The sequence below is a fragment of the Thalassospira sp. CH_XMU1448-2 genome (assembly GCF_037027285.1).
Lineage (GTDB): Bacteria > Pseudomonadota > Alphaproteobacteria > Rhodospirillales > Thalassospiraceae > Thalassospira > Thalassospira profundimaris_C.
Map to the genome: position 1 here is coordinate 444,358 of NZ_JAYMEA010000002.1, position 20,682 is coordinate 465,039.

Below are 20,682 nucleotides of genomic sequence, written 5' to 3' on the forward strand. Positions count from 1 at the left end.
ATCACGTTATGGACAGGCGCTGCCGTCTACCGCGGTACCGTCTACCGTGACTGTGCCAGTAACGGTGGGAGGGGTTCCGCCGCCGTCACCGCATGGGTTGACGTTGTTGGTGGTATTACCTGTCCCTGACAGGTTGTTTATGGTTGATGAATTGGCGAAGAACACAAATCGCTTGTCGAAGCCTGCTCCGCTCACGGAAAGCTTGTTGTCATCGATGCTGATGTTGGAATTGTTGCCGATAATCGCCAGGAATCGGGCACCATTTGCATTGGAGGTAATGGATGAAACATTATTCTTGATGGTCACATCCTGGCTGTCTCTGATTATGATAGCGCCTGCGGTTGAGTTGTCGTTCTGCGTTGTCAGGTTGTTGTTCCGAATGGTAACATTTTGCTTTCCTTCGATGTGGACGATGTATGCTGACCCGGTCGTGTTAACGTTCGCGGTCACACCAATCAGGCTGCTGTTATCGGCCATGTTAAAGAAACGTGCACCACCGCCGGCGCCGCCATTACTGCCGGTGCCCGAGATTGATGCATCCGGAATGGTGACCGTAACCGACCGTCCTGTCGGGGTTTTGATGTCGAGTGCGCCACCCCCGACAATTGTTTGTCCACTTTGAACCGTTGTGACGGAATTGATTGCGGTGTAATTACCGCTCAGGATTACGGTTGAATTGGCACCTGCATTGGCAATGTCAGTGGCAAAGTTCGCCGCCGATGTCGAGTTGCTGTTCAGAACTGTGATCGTTTTCCCGTCCGCAGTCTGGGTGATTTCACTTGCTTCAGAAAACTGTCCGGCCTGACTGACCACATCAATGTCGCGAATGATGGGATCGGTCATGCGCCGTTCCATCGCGCTCAGGCGGGGTTTCGGAGTATCGCCGAAGCCTTGCAACGGGATACGAAGGCGGAAGCTGGCAAAGCCCTGCGTGCCCCGTGGGCTGTCATGCTGAATTTCCGCCCCGAGCGAGAAGCGCGACCCTTCCCACAAAAAGGGGACTTCATCAAAGGTCAGGTCCAGTCGTCCACGCGGACCCTGCACAGTATCAACACCGTCTTCCGTAAAGCGATAACCACCGGCATAGGCACGGAGTTGCTGTCCGGCATCAGCCTTAAATAACGGAATGCGCCAGCCGATTTCTGCATCAAATCCGCGAAGTGCACGTTCCTCGCCCTGTCTATACAAGATGGACGAACCGGTGAACTCGACAGTGCTTAGGCTGTCTTCAAGATATCTTGTTGTTCCGATCGGGATATAACCATTGGCGCGGAAATCCCAATCAAGCGACAGGGCCTCTGCGCCGAAGGTCAACTGGTTGAATTTGTGTGCATACGGGCTGTGACGGCGATCAAAATAGCCATAGCCGCCAAGGTTCCATCCGCTATCCAGCATCTGGCGAATGCCAAGACCGAAGTTCCCTTCGTGGCTGTTATTGTCATCCATCCGGGCGCGAAGGCTGGTGAATGTCAGTGTGTCCTCATCCTGCCAAAGCGGAATGAACAGATCTGTTTCACCAAGGTTGCGATCTGTACCTGCCTTGCCTTCAAGATCAATATGGCCACCCCATTTATCCGTATTTGGCAAGGTATCGGCTTGAGTCGTGGATGTTGCAAAAAAAGTGATGGCAAACAGGAAGACGGGCAGGGTGGCTTTGGTCATGTACATGATCAATCTGGTCAGAAAAGTTCATTGCGCAACAGCGATATGCCGATGCACTTGCGAGGAGCAGGGGGCTGTTGGCTCATGGGGAAATTGGTGCCCCGTAAATGTGCGACTGTGCGCCGCATCTGTATTTTCGCTAAAAATCTAATGCGATGCGGGTACCGGAACCACTTCTATTCTTTATCATTTTTCGAAAAGTTATCATTTTCCGCGGGGGGAGCGAGGAACGCGAAGAGCGCGAGGGGCGTGACCTCTGGGCAAATGTCATGGTCACAATCATTTTCTTGTTGGAATACCGTGTGGAGCTATAGTCGTCATGCGCTGTCAACATGCATAACCACGTAGCAGGGAGCTGCCCCATGGATTGGACCCAGTTTTTGAGCTTTGCGCTTGTGACATCCTTATTGGTGATGTCGCCCGGGCCGAATGGTGTTTTGGTGGCCAAAACGGTGCCGACATCCGGTCGTGCAGCCGGTTTTGCCAATGTCGCCGGATTTGTCACAGCCTTTTACATCCACGGGACATTATCGATCCTCGGGATATCGGTGATCCTTGTGCAATCGGCACAGGCATTTATGGTCGTCAAGTTGTTGGGGGCGGCCTATTTATGCTGGATCGGTTTCAAGGCATTGCGCGATGCATGGCGCGGTGTTCAGACCGTTCGGGAAATTACCCCGGCCAAGCGCAAGCGGACCCTTGTCATGGCCTATGGCGAAGGGTTCCTGACCAATGTTCTGAACCCGAAAGTCTCGATCTTTTATCTGGCAGCGTTTCCGCAATTCATTCCGGCGGGTGAAGGGGCGGTATCATCGGCCTTTGTGCTGGTCTGCGTGCATGCTGCAATCAACGCCATCTGGTTCGGGGCGATCATCCTGTTGCTGGCGCGTTTGACGCGCTTTGCCGGGAGTGGCCGGTTCCAGCGCGCGCTCAAGGCAACCACCGGTGCGGTCTTTATTGCCTTTGGGCTGAAGCTTGCAACCTTCCGACCCTAGGTGTTGCATTCCAGCCGATCTGCAAATCCGCCGGTGGCCATGCCCCGGCGGGTTTTTATTTGCGGACGATGATCAACGCCATGACGGCACAAAATAGCGCAAGCAGGATGTCACTTGCCGCAATGCTGCCCATCACAAGGGCCTCAAAACTGGCAATCGGAAGGATGATTGATGCCAGAACCAGAAAGACCGGGTTGAACAGTTTCTGTTTCATTTCAGGAGCCCCCGTTCATCGTTGCGATCAACATGATACCAAGTGCCATGAAGCCGCAAAGGGCTGTCAGGATCACACCGGTTTTCAGAACCACGGATAATACCGGGCCTTCCTTGCCCGAAAGACCAACAGTCGAACATCCAACCAGAATCTTTGAAGGTGCCAGCATACTGCCAAGCGAGGCACCGGTAGCCTGTGCGGCAAGAATAAGTGAGGTTGAAAGTCCCGACAATTCAGCTGTATGGCGCTGGAACATGCCGAACACGACGTTGGAATTGTTTGTGCTGCCGGTCATGAAGGCCCCTAGCGCTCCGATGGCAGGCGATATCACCGGATAGGCAACAGCAAAAGCACCCGAGAAAATCGCCGCACCGCCCTCGGCAAGGGCATAGGTCATGCCGGCATGATCCATGATGATGGCAAGACCGATCACCGGCACCATGCCGATGCTGGTTGGCAGGCCGCTTTTGAGCGTGCGTTGCCAGATACGCTTGCCAATCCCTGCATCATAATGGCCGCGCAGCTTGAAGAAGGTAAAGCTGATCGCAGCGGTATAAAGCAATAGCGCGCCGGGATGGCCGAAAATGGCAATCGACTTGGCGCTTTCGGCATTGATGACCCAGCCCAAAGAAGTGGCCGTTTCCGGGAAATCAAGTGTGAAGCGCACTTTGCCCAGAATGCTTTCCATGCCGGGAACAAAGGTTGCCAGTGTTACCAGACCAATAAAGACCAGATAGGGTGTCAGGGCTTCAAGCAATGGCATGTTATGATGATCATCGGCGACCTGTTCGGCGACGTCATCGGGATGCGGTTTCCAGAAACGGGTGACGATGATTGACGTCACAAGACCGGCGATGCCCGCAGTCAGGCCGCCCAGCGTCCAAACGCCGTAATTGGCCATGCAATATTGCACCACACCCATGACGCCGGAAATCAGGACAAGTGGCACAACACGGCGACGAATGGTGCGGAAACCACCATCAAGCCACAGAACAGCAGCGCCACAGCTAAAGCCGGAAAGTCCCAGAAGGATGGCGGAATAATGGGTCAGTTCCGTGCCCGGAATGCCGGTCACACCGATCAATGCTTCAAACGAGGTTGCCATATTGCCAAACAGCACCGACCAGCTGTGCCCGATCATCGGGGCTGCAACGGCCAGTACCGGCGAGAACCCCATGCCCAGAAGCAGCGGGGCGACAACTGCAATCGGCACACCAAAGCCGGCAACACCCTGAAGGAAGCTTGCAAACACATAGCCAAGGATCAGAAGTTGCAAGGGGCGATCATCGGTCAGCGACCGGATGGCGCGCCCGATGGTTTTGATTGCACCCGCTTCGTCGGCAGCGAAATACAGGATGAGCGCCGCCCAGACGATGTAGAGAATATAAAGGCCAAGCATCACGCCCTTGGCCTGGGCGATGATCAGCATTTCGGTTGGTGCGCCAAAGAAAAAGACGGCGATGATTGCGGTGACAAACCACGCGGCAGCACCTGCACGTGCAGCCCCCCAGTTTGCCTTGATCATCAGAAACAGGATGGTTGCGATTGGCAATGCTGCCAGTAAAAAGTCACTCATGGGTGGCGCACCATAACCTTTTGAAACAATGGGGCTGCCGTCGATCGATGCGACGGGATGCGCATATTGTCCGAGCTGTGATGCAAGCGCAAGTAGCGTAAGTTGGTATTTCGTATGATGAAACGACCTATACGAACTGGAGCACATCAAGCCAAGTCAATGAACAATCATGTGCTGTATCTAGTGTGATCCGACGGTTGGTGCCCGCTATGGCGATACGTTTGTTATGATTTTAACGCTGAACAATTGTTAAGGGACCTTGTCTTCAGCCTTTATGAAAGCGACACAAGACACACCACTTGATGATCCACATATCTGCCGAAATGAAAGGCCCCACCGTCGTCAGCAAGCATGCAATATTCAACTGACTCATTGGGCCTCAGAACCTGATGACGAATGGCGTAGGTTTCTTTGGCTGTTATGCGTTCCAATGCGATCAGGTGTGTCGGTTCTATCACGCAAGAAGGCGATGAAAAGCTGTCGGTCGATTGTTTCTGACATGATTGATAATGTCTGCGGCACACCGCTGTGCAGACAAGCGGGATGTATCAACTGTGAAATCATAAGCGCCATGTGCATGCACGACATCGATTTGCGACCTTGCCAAACCGTTCGGGCGATCATCTCTTGATCTTTCGCGTTCTTCTGTGATTTCAATCGGGCATTTCACGCCGATGAAATACAGATCGACACCTTCAAATATTCCGGCAATTTCAGGCGCCCATTCCGCCTGATTAAGAACGTGATCAATGATCACATTCTGTTCCTCGGTACAAAACGGCAGCAGTGATTGATGGAACTGGCGAAAGAGAGGCGGGCCGATTAGACGACGAAGCGCTGCATCTTCCCAAAACTGCGCGGGCAGGGATTGATGAAACTGATCGCGCGAGAATATCAGGGTCGGGTCGGCAAGTTGTTTGCGCAACGTATGTGCAATGCTTGTTTTGCCTGCACTCAATGTGCCGTTCAAAAGGATAAACACCTGAAATCCCGTATTCAGTGGTGGTGTGATTTATGCCAACACGATAGGTGGCTTCGCTTGTGGGGTAAAGCCATCCAAATACAAAAATGGCGGCAAATAGAAATCTGCCGCCACTTCGTGCCTTGGAGCTTTTGAAGGCTTATGCGCAATCCTTGTCACTGCTTTGCGCGTTCATTTCGGCAAACAATTCTGCGGCAATCGCAAAGGATTTCTGGCGTGCAGCCTGATCAAAGATATTTGCCGTCACCATGATCTCGTCGGCATTGGTTATATAGGCAAATTCGCGAAGCTTTTTGCGTACAGTGTCGCGTCCGCCAATCGCGGCATAGCGCATGGCGTGATCCACACCGGCCTTTTCAACACGGTTCCAGATTTCGCTCATATCCCTGACCGGTTTGGGCAGCTGACCTGGCGTGCCACGGCGCAGATTCAGGAATTGTTGCTGCATCGATGTCGCAAGATATTCGCCTTCCTCGTCCGTGTCGGCGGCAAAGAATCCCATCGCGGCAATCGCATAGGGTTTATCAAGCTGTTCGCTTGGCTCAAAGCGATGGCGATAAAGGGTCAGGGCATCCATCAGCATGTCAGGGGCAAAATGCGATGCAAAGGCAAAGGGCAGGCCAAGGCGTGCGGCAAGGTCGGCAGAAAACAGGCTGCTTCCCAAAAGCCACATTGGCACTTGTGATCCGTAACCGGGAACCGCACGGATCGGCGGGTTGCCTTCAAGGGGGGCAAGGAAGGCCTGCACTTGCAAGACATCCTGAATAAAGCGTTCTTCGGATCCATGCATGTCACGACGCAGGGCGGCAGCGGTGCGTTGATCCGTGCCCGGCGCGCGTCCAATGCCAAGATCAATACGGCCGGGATGAAGTGCATCAAGGGTGCCGAACTGTTCAGCAATCACAAGCGGCGCGTGGTTTGGCAGCATCACGCCACCCGATCCAACCCGGATGGTTTTGGTGCCAGCCGCGACATGTGCCATGACAACGGACGTCGCCGCACTGGCAATGCCGGGCATATTGTGATGTTCGGCCAGCCAATAGCGGTGATAACCGAGTTTTTCGGCATGCCGGGCAAGTTCAAGGGTATTGCGCAGGGCATCTGAAGGATGTTCGCCCGCATTTACCGGGCAAAGATCAAGAAGGGAATATCGTAGCATCAGCCAGACTTTCGGTTTGGCGCACAAGGCCGCAATGCGGGGTGCGAGATTTCACAGTTGGGCTTAATCTAGCCCGAAATCATCGTCTTGCCAGTCCCAAACCGGAATGGTCATATGGATGCCCTATCTTGGAGCATTGAAAATGTTGATCATTCTTGGTGGATTGCCCGGTGTGGGTAAAACGTCGATTGCCAGATTGGCTGCCCGGGAACTCGGTGCGATCCATCTGCGAATTGACACGATAGAGCAGGCGATTATTGATTGTGGTGTTGTTCCATCCGATGAAATGGGGCCGGTCGGATATGTTGTGGCAAACCGGATTGCCACGGATAATTTGCGTCTTGGGCACTTGGTGATCGGGGATGCGGTCAATCCGATTGAAGTTTCCCGTGCCGAATGGCGAGAAGCTGCAAGGATGGCAGATAAATCCTTTGTTCAGATTGAACTGATTTGTTCTGATCGTGATCAGCATCGCCATCGGGTTGAAACCCGCAAGAGCGATATCGACAACCTGAAACTGCCCGACTGGCAAAAGGTCTGTGACCGAGAATATCATTCCTGGGCCGAAGCGGATCTTGTGATTGATACGGCTTTGCAGACCCTTGATGCATCTGCCGATATGCTTGTCAGTTTTGTTCGGGAACGGATTGCAACCATCTGAATAGAATATGTTTGTTTGCCTATTTATCGATGTCAGGTTTTCGATGTGCAGCAAGCGTGCGGCTGACGAAATTTCGAAGCGCGATCGAAATATCGTTGCTGCGATAGGCCAGTGACAACTGGGCAATTGGAACGTTGCCCTCGATCTCGCGATAGGCAACGCCATTGGCCTGAAGCTGTGTCATTGGTTTGGGTACCAGTGAAAAGCCAAGTTCGGCAGCAACAAAGTTAATGACCGATCCCAGCTGCGGGGCGATCTGACCCAGTTGCGGTTCAAACCCGGCGTCACGGCAGGCGGTGACCACCTTGTCGAAATGGGTGGGGCCAACGGCCCGCGGCGTCAGGATCAATGCATCATCGCGCAAGTCAGCCAGCGATATCTTGTCGTGCCGTGCGGCCGGGTGACCGGCCGGAAGCACGGCCACCATCGGTTCGGATGAAATCACATGCAGGCGAATGCCATCTCCTGCAATCGCATCCTGACGAAGAAACACCGCATCAAGGCGTTCTTCGCGCAGGCTTGCGACAAGCTGTGCCGAGTTGGCTTCTTCAAGCGTCATTTCGACACCGGGATAGGCACGGCGAAAGTCGCGAAAGACCCGAGGTACGGACGGGCTGAATGCGGCAGAGGCGGTGAACCCGACGCGAATGGACCCGACTTCGCCACGACCGGCCCGCTGGGCTGCGCGAATGGCACGTTCGGCAAGATCGGGGAATTGGACAACCACATCGTAAAACGCTGATCCGGCTTCTGTCAGTTCGGCGCCATGGGGTACGCGATGGAAAAGGGCCGTACCAATTTCGGTTTCAAGGTCGCGGATTTGCTGACTAAGTGGCGGTTGACCGATGCCGATCCGGGCGGCGGCGCGGGTGAAATTGCCTTCGCGGGCGACGGCCAGAAAGTAGCGAATATGACGAAGTTCCATTTACGATATATCCAAAACATATCAAGAATGACTGTTCCATATATTGGACGGATGACGAAAGGAATGCAATCATAACCATACCCCACGAACCCTTCTAAACGAGGTCGCAAATGTCTGTTTCTCCGGAACAGGAACCTGAGTCCCATGTGCAAGAAGTAACAGCCATGTCGGCATCGTCGATAAGTGCGCTTCCCCAGCGTACTGATAACCCGCTCGCGTCCGCCAATGCGCATATGCCTGCAGAACCGGTCTGGATCAGTCCGGGTTCTGCCGCATTTCGCCGGATCAGTGTTGCGCTTTTCCTTGCCGGATATGCGACCTTTTCCCTGATCTATTGTGTGCAGCCACTGTTGCCCGAACTGGCCGATCATTTTGGCGTCGGGCCTGCTGAAAGCTCGCTTGCGCTGTCACTGACCACCGGGCTTCTGGCTTTTGCCATTTTGTTGGCCGGTGCCGTGTCCGAAGCCACCGGGCGCAAACAATTGATGCTGGTGTCGATGTGTGTGGCATCGATCCTGAATGTGATCGCGCCGTTTCTGTCGGACTGGCATGCCTTTCTGGCGCTGCGCGCGGTTGAGGGACTTGTACTTGGTGGTGTTCCCGCTGTTGCCATGGCCTATCTGGCCGAGGAAATCGACCCCAAAGGGTTGGGCATGGCGATGGGCATCTATATCAGTGGCACGGCAATCGGTGGCCTGAGTGGTCGTGTCGTGATCGGTTTTCTGACTGACCTGTTTGGCTGGCACGCGGCCCTTGGGGCCATGGGGGCGCTTGGATTGCTTGCAGCCCTTGGCTTTGCCGTTTTGTTGCCGACATCGCGCAACTTTGTTCGCCGTCCGGGCTTTCAGGTACGCTACCATATGCGGGCCTGGGGCGGGCACCTTAAACATGCCGGATTGCCCTTTGTGTTTCTGGTCGGTGCCTTTGCCATGGGCTGTTTTGTCACGGTGTTTAACTATGTCGGGTTCCGGCTATCTGATGCGCCCTATGGCCTTAGTCAAAGTCAGATCGGTCTGATCTTTGTGGTCTATCTGTGTGGATCGGTGATGTCATCCCTTGCCGGGGCTTTATCAGACAAGCTGGGCCGGGGGCCGGTTCTTGTGGTCGGGATTTTGTTGGCCGGTCTTGGTGTTGCGCTCACCATGCTTGAAAGCCTTGGCGGGATCATTGGTGGCATTGTGGTTCTGACCAGTGGATTTTTCGTTGCCCATTCGATTGCAAGCGGCTGGGTCGGGCGACTTGCCAAGACCTCCAAAGGCCATGCATCGTCGCTCTATCTGCTGGCCTATTATCTTGGGTCAAGCATCATGGGCTCGGTCGGTGGCTGGTTCTGGTCACATGGTGGCTGGAATGCGGTGGCGGGATTTGCCGGTGCCTTGCTGGTTGGTGCGCTTCTGTGCGGCATTTATCTGTGGCGGTTGGCATCGCAAGCGGCTCAGGCCGTTCCCAAGGAGAAAGGGCGTTCGTCCCTGTCAGTGGAACTGGCCGACGCGACCTGAAACTGCGTTCAAGGCAGATGACAAAAACAAAACCCCGCCAGTCGAACTGGCGGGGTTTTGTGTTGGACAAGGCGTTGGGACTTACAGCCAATCGGGGCTTGGAAGACCTTTTTCCTTAAGGAATTCGGGATTCCAAAGCTTGCTCTGATAGCGGGTGCCAAGGTCGCACAGGATCGTGACAATGGTTTTGCCCGGGCCCAGTTCGCGGGCAAGGCGCACTGCACCGGCAATGTTAATGCCGGTCGATCCGCCCATGCACAGACCTTCTTCCTTAAGCAGGTCAAAGACGATCGGCAGCATTTCTTCATCCGAAATCTGGAACGGGTGATCGATGTCAACGCCTTCAAGGTTGGCGGTGATACGGCCTTGACCAATGCCCTCGGAGATCGAGCTGCCTTCGGATTTCAGTTCACCGAACTTGTAGTGGCTGTAAAGGGCCGCACCCATCGGATCGGCAAGGCCGATCTGGATGTTTTTGTTGCGCTCTTTCAGCGCGAGCGAAACACCGGCAAGCGTGCCGCCAGTGCCGACTGCACAGATAAAGCCATCAATCTTCCCGTCGGTCTGTTCCCAGATTTCGGGTGCCGTGGTGTCGATATGGCCCTGACGGTTGGCAACGTTGTCAAACTGGTTGGCCCAGATGGCGCCATTGGGTTCGGTTTGTGCCAGTTCTTCGGCCAGACGGCGGGAAACATGCACATAGTTGTTCTGATCGCGATAGGGTACAGCCGGAACTTCGCGCAGATCAGCACCAAGCAGACGCAGAAGATCTTTCTTTTCCTGACTCTGGGTTTCCGGAATGACAATCACAGTGCGATAGCCAAGCGCGTTGCCAACAACAGCAAGGCCAATGCCGGTATTGCCAGCCGTACCTTCGACAATCACGCCGCCGGGTTTCAGAAGGCCGCGGGCCTCGGCATCACGAATGATGGCAAGGGCAGCACGGTCTTTGACCGATCCGCCCGGATTTGCATATTCGGCCTTGCCAAGAATGGTGCAACCCGTCAGCTCGGAAACCTTTTTCAGCTTCACAAGCGGGGTGCGGCCAATGGCTTCGATGGTGCCATTGCGTATGTCCATGACAGACTCCAAACGTGGTTGGGTTCAAAATTTGATTAGTTGTTGATTGGGACTTTATTACACAAAAGTCAAGATAGTTTGGAAATTATAACGAAAAGTTTGTGTTGAATTTCACAGTCGTCGAAATGCAGCGAAACAGATGCTAAATGCCAGCTTCCTTGCGGATGCGGTCGCGGTTCAGCATCAGCCATTGAATGGCAATGGTTGTCGTTGCATTGCAGAGTTGTCCATTCTGCAACATGGCAAAGCATTCTTCTGCGGACACGGTAAAGACGCGAATGTCTTCGCCTTCTTCGTCGAGACCGTGAATGCCGCCGACCTTTGATGCATCAACCCGCCCATAGAACATGGTGACTGTTTCGCTCGAACACCCCGGTGTCACGTAATATTGCGATATCTTTTCAAGCGGTGCGATGATCTTGCAACCGGCTTCTTCGATGGTTTCACGGAGTGCGACGTTTTCGGCGGTCTCGCCATCCTCGATGATGCCCGCGACAATTTCGATCAGCCATACGGGCATATCAGGATAGCGTTCCTGAACCGACAATGTGCCCGGGCGGAATTGCTCGATCAGAATGACTTCATCACGTACAGGGTCATAGGGCAGGACGGCGACAGCATGCCCGCGTTCCAGGATTTCGCGCTGAAGAATTGCACTTTTCCCGCCATCAAACTTGTCATGTTGCAGACGATAGACATCAAGTTTGAAATACCCGTCCCAACCACGTTTGCGTTGGATGATGTCAAAAGTTTTGTGAGGCATTGCTTCTTTTCCATGATTGTTCGTTGACGGGCATGTTTTGAATGCGCGAAAAGATGGAATAATTTTAAACTGGAAGTGATATTCTTTTATTCTTATGTATGTGTTTGATGAAACGCATGGCTGTAGTGGTGCTGGCCATGCCGGTTTAACAGGTCGTCGTTGGGATAGGTAGGGCATCCCTATGTTTTAATTATACCTGAACTGTTGTACTATTTAAGGCATCATTAAAGCCACGTGACGGGAAAACATGTGGCTTCGCATTTCAGAGTTTCGGGGGAAACAAGACGTTGATGCGGTTTGAGCCAACAGAAATCGCACGTCTGTATGGGCGGTCACGCGTGGGAGTTGTCGTACATCAGGATTTGAAAGCCGTGTATGTCAATGACGCCTATGCGAAGATGCTCGGTCGCCGGGATGTCAAGGACTTCATGAGCGAACCTGACATGCGGCAATACATCCCGCCAAGTTTCCACCACGAGGCTGCCAAACTGTCCGAAGGCTTTCAGGAAGGTCACGGATTTCACGGCTGGAAGAAAGTCTACAACATCCGTACGGATGGTACGCCGGTCTGGATGGAAATCAGCGACGAAACTGTTGAATGGGGACAGGGTAACGCTGTTCTGACCACGGCTCAGATGATTGACAATGGCACGACCGCCATGCAGGTCGATCACATGTTGGGGCGCTCCTTTATCGGGGTTATGGTCCATCGCAATATGACCGCGCTGTATGTCAATGATGCCTTTGCCCATCTTATGGGGGCGGAAAATGCCAGCAAATTCATGGAAAACCCCAATGTTCTGCGCTTTATACCGGAACAGAACCGTCCACGCGCGCTGAAGCATGTCGCAGGTATTCTTAGTGGCGCGTTGCGCGGTGAACGACACCGTGTCCGGGACATCCTTGATGATGGAAGTTCGGTCTGGCGTGACCTGACTGACGAACGCATTCTTTGGCATGACGGAAAACCCGCCATTCTTACGACCGCGCATGATGTGCGCGACGAAGTTGAAATGAATGAAGAATTGGTGCGTGCCAAGGCAAGCCTTGAAGAGGCGGTAACCGAAGTGATCCGGCTTGTGCCATCAGCGGTGGCGATGCTTGATAGCGACCTTAAGGTCATTCATCATAATTACGAATTTTCCCGTCTGTTTGGCGTTCCGAAATCCGAGGATGATAGCCCGTCATTTGATATTTCAGCCCTTCGTGAATGCTATGCGAAGATGAAGCAAAATGGTCACGGGCACGCGACGCTTGATGAAATGCAAACGCCGTCCGGGCGGCTGGCCGATATTCGCATGAATATGATGGAAGGTGGCGGGGTGATGGTATCTGCCACCGACATCACCGATCACAAGCGCAAGGAACAGATGCTTGATACTCTTGCATCGACCGATCCGCTGACCCGTGCCTTGAACCGGCGTGGTTTTGAAATCGCCGTCAGTCGATTGCGTGAAATTCGTCATCTGAAAGACAAAAGCTGGGTCTTTGGTCTGATCATCCTTGATCTGGATTACTTCAAGGATATCAACGATACCTATGGCCATGCTATTGGCGACAGGGTGCTGGAAAAAGTGGCCGAGACCCTGCGTCAGGCATTGCGTGATGATGACCTCGTTGTACGTCTGGGCGGTGAGGAATTCGCAGTCCTGTTGCCATCTGCAACCGCAGCCGTGACCAAGCGCATTGGCGAACGACTTGCAAATATGATCCGCGCGATCGAAGTGCCGGTTGAAAAGGATGGTGATGCTGTTGCCAAAGTTACCGCAAGCTTTGGCGCAACAGTTGGCGGTGAAGGTCGGCAAAGGTTCATTGAGCTGGCCGAAGCAATGGCACTTGCCGACGAGGCTATGTATGCCGCCAAGGAAGCCGGTCGCGACCAGCTGATCTTCCGGACGTTCGAGCGCGAACAGGATAGCTAGTTCTTGATCAGTCTCGCGTTTGATGGTTGAGTTTTTCCCACTCTTCCCGATTTAATCTTGCCTGTGACAAAACCGTGTTTGTGCCGGAGTATGAAGCATGATCATTCGTGCAATGCGTCCTGAGGACGGGGCTTCTGTGGTTGATATTTATGCGCGCGGTATTTCAACCGGGAATGCAACATTTCAGGAAAATGCAGGAACCTGGGAAAACTGGGATGACGGACATCTCAAGGAATGCCGATTGGTTGCCTGCGATGATACCGGCCGTGTGACCGGCTGGGCAGGACTGTCGGGTGTTTCAAGCCGATGCGTCTATCGTGGTGTTGCCGAGATATCGGTTTATGTTGACCCGGATGTACAGGGGCAGGGGATTGGAAAGGCTCTTCTTTCCAGCCTGATCACAGAAAGCGAGGCACTGGGTATCTGGTCTCTGGAGGCCGGGATCTTTCCCGAAAACACTGCAAGTATCGCCCTTCATAAGCGGCTTGGCTTTGAAGAAATCGGTCTTCGACGTGGTCTTGGACGGATGGGTTATGGTCCAATGGCGGGACAATGGCGCGATGTGATGCTTTTGCAGCGGCGCAGTACAACCGTCGGGGTCGACTAGGCTGACATTTATTTGCGTGTTTCCTTAAATTCAGGCTGTTTTCTGCGAGTGTAGCGGGCTTTTTGTCGCTTTATTTGCAGGTTGCGCAAAAATACGTAGATGCGCTTTAAATTCGGCCTGCGATAGGGTAATCAACAAGGATAACCCGCGAAAACGCATAGTCCAGATATTCAGCCGAAAACGGCTGGTCAGACCACACAGGAGAGCGCCACCGTGAACGAGATCAGCAAAATTGCGCCAGTCGCAATTTGGGAAAACTTTCAGAAACTTTGCGATACCCCGCGCCCGTCGACCAAGGAAGAAGCGGTTCTTCAGCTTCTTGAAAAAATGGCAGATGACAAAGGTCTGACGCATTTCCGTGACAGTGGTCAGAATCTTGTGATCTCCATACCGGCAACACCGGGATATGAAGATCGTAAAATGACGATCCTTCAGGCCCATGTTGATATGGTGACCCAGGCGAATTCCGGTTCGACCCACAATTTTGATACCGATCCGATCCGAATGCTGATTGATGGCGAATGGATCACCGCAGACAACACCACGCTTGGCGCGGATAACGGTATTGGTGCTGCGGCCATGATGGGCTTCATGACTGAAGAGGGGCTGGAGCATGGTGCACTTGAACTTCTGTTCACGGTTGACGAAGAACGCGGGCTGACCGGTGCGATGAATCTTGAGCCGGGTCGTCTCAAGGGCGAGATCCTTCTGAACCTTGATACTGAAGACGAGTACGAGCTTTGCGTCGGCTGTGCCGGTGGTGGCGATCTGGTCGCGACCTTTGATTACACGCCCGAAGCAGTTGCTGCCGGTTATGTTGCTCGCGATATTGCCCTGACCGGTCTAAAGGGCGGTCATTCGGGGATTGATATCATTCTCGGTCTTGGTAACGCGAACAAGCTGATGGCGCGTTTCCTGCGCACCGCCATTCGTGATTTCGACGCCCGGATCGTTTCGATCAATGCCGGTACGGCGCGCAATGCCATCCCGCGTGAATCCTTTGCGACCATCGTTCTGCCAGAAGGTAAGGTTGGTGCGTTTGACGCAGCACTTTCTGTCTTTGCGGCTGAGGTGCGCGACGAAATCGGCGCGCTTGAACCGAACTTCGCCATTGCAGCCAAAGAAGCCGCACTTCCGGCAACAGCAATGAGCGCAACCGATTCCAAAAACTTCAATAACGCATGTGTAAGCGCTCCAAACGGCGTTCAGGCCATGAGCACCTCGGTCGAAGGTGTTGTTGAAACCTCGATCAACCTTGCGATCATCAAGCTTGCAGATGGTACGGCCAAAGCGACCCTGTCAGCGCGCAGCTCGATCAATTCGGCGCGTGATGCCATTCGCGAAGCGGCAACCGCCGTTTTTGAGCTGATCGGTGCGACTGTTGTGTGGGGGGATGCCTATCCGGGCTGGAAACCGAACGCAAACAGTGAAGTCGTCGACATGATGAAGTCGGTTCACCGCGACATGTTTGGCAAGGACCCGGAAATCCGTGTGATTCATGCCGGTCTTGAATGTGGTGTTCTGGGAGCGAAATATCCGCACTGGGATATGGTTTCCTTTGGCCCGACCATCAAGCGTGCCCACAGCCCGGACGAATGCGTCCATGTACCAAGTGTTGCCCGTTTCTGGGATTATCTTCTGGCGGCGCTTAAAGCGATCCCGACCAAAGGGTAAGGGGCTTCCTGAAAAGGGGCTTTAACCCACAGATTAGAAGTCTGTTGGTGCGACTGACCGGATTGCTTCGGTCAGTCGCATTTGTTTGTGGTGCACCATTTGTCGCGGGCGGTCGATCCATTGCCCGGCACAAGTGCGTCAAGATTGACAAAACCGTTTTCGCCGATAGTGGTTTCGACCTCGATCCAGAAACCCTGACTGTCACCTGAAATATAGACGGTTTCAAAGCGGGTCAGACGGCGAATGATCTTGTTATTGACGCTGGGACCGTCACGCATGTTCAAAAGTTCGCGGTCAACGTAATAGGGATCGCGGTCCTCGCCGATCAATTGTTTGACCTGTCTGGTGATCTGGCTGCCTTTTTCGGCGACAAGTTCGGGAATCTCGCGCGTGACAAATCCCTGACCGGGACCAAACGCGATCAAAGCCACAAAAATCAGCACAAATAGCGGACTAAGATGCAAAAGTGCATCGCCCATGCCAGCACGTTTCCATTCGTCACGCACGCGTCGTGTCGGCTGGCCATCTTCGAGGCGGCGCAGACTTGCACGTACCTGTTCGGCAAGAACCGACCTGTTGGTGCCAATGAAATCAAGTGCCTGCATCAGCACCGCCCGCGCCAGTTGTTTGTTTCCGGCGCGCTCAAAGGCGGTTGCATGGGTAAACAGCATTTTGGCGTTACCCTCGGGCGGGAAACTGCCGCCACGCATATTACCCAGGATGGCCTTCCAGGCAGGGATGAAGCTTCGCCATCCCCAAAAACCGCGCAGCCAGGTAATCAAGCTTGCCTTAAGAGCCATACGCCTCGCCCCTTTGGGGGCAAGATTGGCGGTAAGGGTTTCAACCTTGCAGGAATGCAGGAAACCGCGAACGATCTTGAATTCGACCTGTCTGGGCTGGGCTGAAACAACCCCGGTTACTGCACATGAAATGAACCCCTGAGCATTGCTGTCAGTTTTCTTGCGATTATGCCTGCGGGCGCCGGGGTGAATGTTGCTTTTGCGTGCGCCAGCCTTGGCCTGCTGTTCGCGATAGGCCTGATTGGCGCGCGCGACTTTTTCATCAGGGCCCGGTTTGGCCTTTTCCTGTTTGCGTCCTGCACCGGCAAAACCCTGTTTGGTGCGGTTGGCGTTCTGCGCACCTGTGGCGTTCGGACCATAACCCGACGTCGTTGATTTATCGGACGGGCCAGATTTGCCCTTGGCGGTATCTTTTGTGCGGTTCGCGCCGCCATTGGATGCCTGTGCAGGGGCTTTGCGTTCACCTGTCAGGATTTCATAGGCTTCGGTGATGTCTTTGAATTTTTCTTCGGAGTCCGGATCGGTGTTGCGATCAGGATGATACTCAAACGCCAGTTTGCGATAGGCGAGTTTGATTTCCTTTGCGCTCGCGCCGGGCGCAATGTTCAGCATACTGTAATAGATGCCAAGACGATCGTTGTTCATATCTAAAGCGGATTCCTGTCCTGACACACTTTCCGGCGCATGCGATTGACCGAGGCAGCTTTTGCTGCTTGCCTCTGGTGGCGTAATCATATGATGGAAATCTTAACACGTTGTCACTTTTGCCTATTTGTCATATTTTGCAAGAATCACTTGTGCATAGATTTCGAATAAACAGGTAGTCGGCTTGAAACTCAAATTTTGGCAACGCAAAGTCGACGAAGATGACGAACTGTCGGATGACGCTGCCGTATCCGAGTTCGAAATGCCGCCGGGCCATCATCTGGGTTTTGGCACCCGTTTGCGCGCCAAATGGGAAGGGTATGACGACCCGGTCGAATATTACCTGCTTCAGCTTGAAATAGATGTCTATGCCGAATGGCTGCGCAAAATGCGTGTCTGGCTGTCACGCCCGGTCGAGCCGGAGCTCGCCGAGCTTGATCTTGATGAGGAAATCGGGCGCTGGCCGCCAGAGCGAATCAAGCTGTATGACAAATTGTTCGATCACGGGATCATGATTCCGGGTGGGCACGAATATGCGCTGGAACTCGCAAAGCCACTGGCCCTTGACGAAACGCTCAGCTGTCTTGAAATCGGAGCCAGACTTGGTGGTGTTGCGCGCTTGCTTGCCGATCGCCTCGGGGTCTGGGTAACAGCCTTCGAGCAGGATGGCGAGTTGGCCCTGTTGGGGATGGATCGTTCTGTTCATGCCGGTGTGCAAAAAAGAGTCCCGGTTCAGACTTTTGATCCGGCTGAACCGGAATTGCGCAAAGGCTATTTCAACGTTGTGTATTCGTTTGGCGAGCTGTTCAAGGTGCCGGGCAAGGAGGCATTTCTGGGCGAAGTTGCAGAAACCCTGCGTGAACAGGGGCAGATTCTGTTTACCGATTATGTCCTGACTCGCGATCTTGACGATAATGCACTGGCACAATGGGCCAAACTTGAAGGTGACGAGCTGTATCCCTGGACCGCACAGGAATATAAATCCCGGCTCGGGCAACTGAAATTTGATATCCGCATCGCCAAGGATGAGTCGGAAACCCATCTCGTCCACATCAAAAAAGCATGGATGACCATGCTTTCAGACATTCAAAAGTCCGGATTGGACCCGGATGTGATGGATTATATCGTTCCAGAGATGGAAATGTGGATGAATCGCGTAAAAATGCTTGAAAATGGCTCGCTGGCCTTTTATCGGTTCTACGCAACGATCAATTGATCGCTCAGGTTTCAGACTGCTGCTGGCGACTTTGACGGGATTTGATCTGATTTCTGTCGCCGCAACCTGTTTTAGGTATTGACAGGGGCATGTCGTACTTCTATTTTCCGGCTTCCTCGAAGGGGCCAAGTTTCTAAGGTTTAAGATTATGAAGATCCGGAACTCATTGAAATCCGCGAAGCTGCGGGAAAAAGGCTGCCGTATCGTGCGCCGCCGTGGCCGCGTATACGTGATCAATAAAAAGAACCCGCGTTTCAAGGCGCGCCAGGGTTAATTCCCGGTACCTTGTTCTCAAAGGTTTTACAAAACGCCGCACCGGTTTATCCAGTGCGGCGTTTTGTTTTATCTGCCTGATGTGTGGTGGCGTCTGGTGCCTAGGCGTCGATACCGTCAATGGCAATGGTGTAAACCGCGGTGGTTTCGCTTCTGCCGCGGAGCAGAACTTCCTTGGCAAGGGTAACGCGTGACGGATCAGAAAGCTGATTGCGCGTGGTTTCCCCAAGCAAAATCCTGGTGCCCAGTTCCTTGTTCATGGCTTCCAGTCGCGCCGCACTATTCACAGAATCGCCATTGACCGTGAAGGAAAGCCGATCAGGTGCGCCAATGCTGCCTGCCACAAGCTCACCGGTATTGACGCCGCAACGGCACCGCAATGTCGTACCTTTGAACTGTTTGCTGTGAACCAGCTTTTGGAGCTCTATCGCTGTTTCCAGCGCTGCATCGGCGTGATCTGGCTGTTCTCCAACCGCATTATAGACCGCGAGAATCGCGTCCCCCTGAAACTGGGTGATAATCCCGTGGCGCGCCTCGATAATGGCGGTGGCATCAGCGAAATAGGCATTGAGGATATCAACCACATCCTGTGGATCGGCCTTTTCACTCATTGTCGTAAAGCCCTGAAGATCTACAAATAGCGTTGTGGCCACGCATTTGCGTGACGGAACGGTGCCGGTATCGCTTTGAGATGTCAAAAGTGTCTGGGCAATAGCTGGTGGCACAAATTTGCCAAAGATCCGTTCAATACGGGCGCGATCATGTAGCGTATGGACCATATGGTTGAAGGATGTTGCTGCATCGTTGAATTCGCTGATGATGCTGTCTGGTAGTTGTGGCAATGCCTTGAGGTCACCGTCTTCAAACTGGCGCGTTGCCATCGAGAACCGTTTGAGTGGTCGGGAAAAGAGGTGTGCGATCACCCACGCTATAATCACGGAACCCAACAGAACAACGGCTCCGATAAGAAACAGTCGATTTATTCTTTGTCCCTCTGCCTCGAAAACAGAGGGCGCAAAATGTATTCCGAATGTGATCGGATTCGTTGAGCCATCAGAATCGTTTCGGGTCACGATGATCTGATATTCACCGTTAATCACGACCTGGGATGCATCAATTCGCTGATCAAGTGCATAACTCAGGCTATCGCCGAGCTCAACCGGCTCCCATCTGGCACGTTGGGACAAGATCGGATCGCCAATCTGATCCATACGGGGCAGGACACTTGTCGCTTCTTCAATCGATTTTGGAATGAACCCCGATTTCTCGGTGCGCATATTGACCTTTTGCCAGTTTGACAGACCTGGATGGGCGATAATGTGGTCTGCAACTGTGATAAAGGCTGTGCGTCCATCATCTTTTTGCTGCATCGGGAGGTCACGCGACAAACCGGGCAGGGTGAGATACTGGATCAGTGCACCAAGATACTGACCATCCTGAAACAGCGGGATTGCTTCACCAAGGACAGCTTCACCAATCAGGCTTTGCCAGTAGGGGAAAAGAGTCTGACTTTGGGCCGGTCCCATTTTCAGAAGCTGTGAGGTGATCATCATGTCATAGAGATCAGCTTTTTCTTTCACAACCTTCTGATTGTGTTGATCGTAACCGATAAAGGAACCGTCGGGCGTTGTAATCCCGATGGCGGCAATGGCTTTTTCCGTTGCGATCAATGATGCTGCCTGGCTTGACCAGAAGGCTGGTGAAAGAGGATCGATTGCGCCTTCGGCAACCTTGGTGGCGATCCAGACATTGCGGCGCGCTGTCTGTGCCAGCCTGTCGTGGATGATCCGTTCTGCATCGGCAATGTCCGCACTGGTCATCGTGATCCAGAGGTCGCGGGTATTCTGAAGAGCTGTCTGGAGACCAAAATAAAGCGACAACCCGACGCCGGTCACACTGCTGAGCAGCAAGCCGCTGAGCAGGACCGCGAAAATGGAAAGTCGCCCGTGACGTTTTGCCAATATGCTCTCCAATGACTTAAAGCGATTCGGTGAAGCGCAGCCTGTCGTCTGAGTTCAACTGAGCCTAT

Annotated in this window: 18 protein-coding genes; 8 read left to right on the top strand and 10 right to left on the bottom strand. The window is 53.4% G+C overall.

Features of this window, described 5'->3' with window-relative positions; all coding sequences use genetic code 11:
- Window positions 1–6: 6 nt before the first annotated feature.
- Window positions 7–1,662, bottom strand: a complete 1,656-nt coding sequence (locus WA318_RS09420; RefSeq protein ID WP_336080698.1) for an inverse autotransporter beta domain-containing protein — start codon at window positions 1,660–1,662, stop codon at window positions 7–9.
- A 362-nt stretch (window positions 1,663–2,024) separates the two neighbouring features.
- Between WA318_RS09420 and WA318_RS09425 the strand changes: the two genes are divergently transcribed.
- A complete protein-coding gene (locus WA318_RS09425) occupies window positions 2,025–2,657 on the top strand; it encodes a LysE family translocator (RefSeq protein WP_336080699.1) in 633 nt (210 codons plus the stop codon).
- 55 nt (window positions 2,658–2,712) lie between these two features.
- On the opposite strand, the gene WA318_RS09430 is transcribed toward WA318_RS09425, so the two are convergent.
- From WA318_RS09430 to WA318_RS09445, 4 genes are all read right to left on the bottom strand, one after another.
- The gene (locus WA318_RS09430; RefSeq protein WP_336080700.1) at window positions 2,713–2,871 is read right to left on the bottom strand and encodes a hypothetical protein; all 159 of its coding nucleotides are present in this window, start codon (window positions 2,869–2,871) and stop codon (window positions 2,713–2,715) included.
- Between the two features lies 1 nt (window position 2,872).
- Window positions 2,873–4,447 carry an L-lactate permease gene (locus WA318_RS09435; protein WP_336080701.1) on the bottom strand — a complete coding sequence of 525 codons (1,575 nt, stop codon included), beginning with the start codon at window positions 4,445–4,447 and terminating at the stop codon, window positions 2,873–2,875.
- A gap of 454 nt (window positions 4,448–4,901) precedes the next feature.
- Window positions 4,902–5,429: a chloramphenicol phosphotransferase CPT family protein gene (locus WA318_RS09440; protein WP_336080702.1), complete on the bottom strand. Its 528-nt coding sequence runs from the start codon at window positions 5,427–5,429 to the stop codon at window positions 4,902–4,904.
- A gap of 139 nt (window positions 5,430–5,568) precedes the next feature.
- On the bottom strand, window positions 5,569–6,588 hold the full coding sequence (locus WA318_RS09445) for an LLM class flavin-dependent oxidoreductase (protein WP_336080703.1): 1,020 nt from the start codon (window positions 6,586–6,588) through the stop codon (window positions 5,569–5,571).
- A 142-nt stretch (window positions 6,589–6,730) separates the two neighbouring features.
- Here WA318_RS09445 and WA318_RS09450 point away from each other — a divergent pair, with 142 nt between their 5' ends.
- A complete protein-coding gene (locus tag WA318_RS09450; protein ID WP_336080704.1) occupies window positions 6,731–7,249 on the top strand; it encodes an AAA family ATPase in 519 nt (172 codons plus the stop codon).
- 19 nt (window positions 7,250–7,268) lie between these two features.
- On the opposite strand, the gene WA318_RS09455 is transcribed toward WA318_RS09450, so the two are convergent.
- Window positions 7,269–8,174: a LysR family transcriptional regulator gene (locus WA318_RS09455; protein ID WP_336080705.1), complete on the bottom strand. Its 906-nt coding sequence runs from the start codon at window positions 8,172–8,174 to the stop codon at window positions 7,269–7,271.
- A 110-nt stretch (window positions 8,175–8,284) separates the two neighbouring features.
- On the opposite strand from WA318_RS09455, the gene WA318_RS09460 reads away from it, so the two are divergent.
- Entirely contained in the window at window positions 8,285–9,673 is a 1,389-nt protein-coding gene (locus tag WA318_RS09460) for an MFS transporter (protein ID WP_336080706.1), read from the top strand.
- A gap of 81 nt (window positions 9,674–9,754) precedes the next feature.
- On the opposite strand, the gene WA318_RS09465 is transcribed toward WA318_RS09460, so the two are convergent.
- Both WA318_RS09465 and WA318_RS09470 read right to left on the bottom strand, forming a co-directional pair.
- Entirely contained in the window at window positions 9,755–10,753 is a 999-nt protein-coding gene (locus WA318_RS09465) for a cysteine synthase A (RefSeq protein WP_114097626.1), read from the bottom strand.
- A 142-nt stretch (window positions 10,754–10,895) separates the two neighbouring features.
- Window positions 10,896–11,516, bottom strand: coding sequence for an NUDIX domain-containing protein (locus WA318_RS09470; RefSeq protein WP_336080707.1), 621 nt, complete (start codon window positions 11,514–11,516; stop codon window positions 10,896–10,898).
- Between the two features lie 290 nt (window positions 11,517–11,806).
- Here WA318_RS09470 and WA318_RS09475 point away from each other — a divergent pair, with 290 nt between their 5' ends.
- From WA318_RS09475 to WA318_RS09485, 3 genes are all read left to right on the top strand, one after another.
- Window positions 11,807–13,438 (top strand): sensor domain-containing diguanylate cyclase, encoded by a 1,632-nt coding sequence (locus tag WA318_RS09475; RefSeq protein ID WP_336080708.1) that lies wholly within the window; start codon window positions 11,807–11,809, stop codon window positions 13,436–13,438.
- Window positions 13,439–13,535: 97 nt separating this feature from the next.
- Window positions 13,536–14,045, top strand: a complete 510-nt coding sequence (locus WA318_RS09480) for a GNAT family N-acetyltransferase (protein ID WP_114097629.1) — start codon at window positions 13,536–13,538, stop codon at window positions 14,043–14,045.
- Between the two features lie 213 nt (window positions 14,046–14,258).
- A complete protein-coding gene (locus WA318_RS09485) occupies window positions 14,259–15,719 on the top strand; it encodes an aminoacyl-histidine dipeptidase (RefSeq protein ID WP_336080709.1) in 1,461 nt (486 codons plus the stop codon).
- 71 nt (window positions 15,720–15,790) lie between these two features.
- Here WA318_RS09485 and WA318_RS09490 read toward each other — a convergent pair whose 3' ends face one another.
- Window positions 15,791–17,164 carry a DnaJ domain-containing protein gene (locus WA318_RS09490; protein WP_336080710.1) on the bottom strand — a complete coding sequence of 458 codons (1,374 nt, stop codon included), beginning with the start codon at window positions 17,162–17,164 and terminating at the stop codon, window positions 15,791–15,793.
- Window positions 17,165–17,348: 184 nt separating this feature from the next.
- On the opposite strand from WA318_RS09490, the gene WA318_RS09495 reads away from it, so the two are divergent.
- Both WA318_RS09495 and ykgO read left to right on the top strand, forming a co-directional pair.
- Window positions 17,349–18,380 carry a class I SAM-dependent methyltransferase gene (locus tag WA318_RS09495; RefSeq protein ID WP_114097632.1) on the top strand — a complete coding sequence of 344 codons (1,032 nt, stop codon included), beginning with the start codon at window positions 17,349–17,351 and terminating at the stop codon, window positions 18,378–18,380.
- Window positions 18,381–18,528: 148 nt separating this feature from the next.
- Window positions 18,529–18,654, top strand: coding sequence for a type B 50S ribosomal protein L36 (gene ykgO, locus WA318_RS09500; RefSeq protein ID WP_007090004.1), 126 nt, complete (start codon window positions 18,529–18,531; stop codon window positions 18,652–18,654).
- 100 nt (window positions 18,655–18,754) lie between these two features.
- Here the strand turns inward: ykgO and WA318_RS09505 are convergent, their stop codons facing one another.
- Window positions 18,755–20,614: an adenylate/guanylate cyclase domain-containing protein gene (locus WA318_RS09505; protein WP_114097633.1), complete on the bottom strand. Its 1,860-nt coding sequence runs from the start codon at window positions 20,612–20,614 to the stop codon at window positions 18,755–18,757.
- Window positions 20,615–20,682 lie beyond the last annotated feature (68 nt).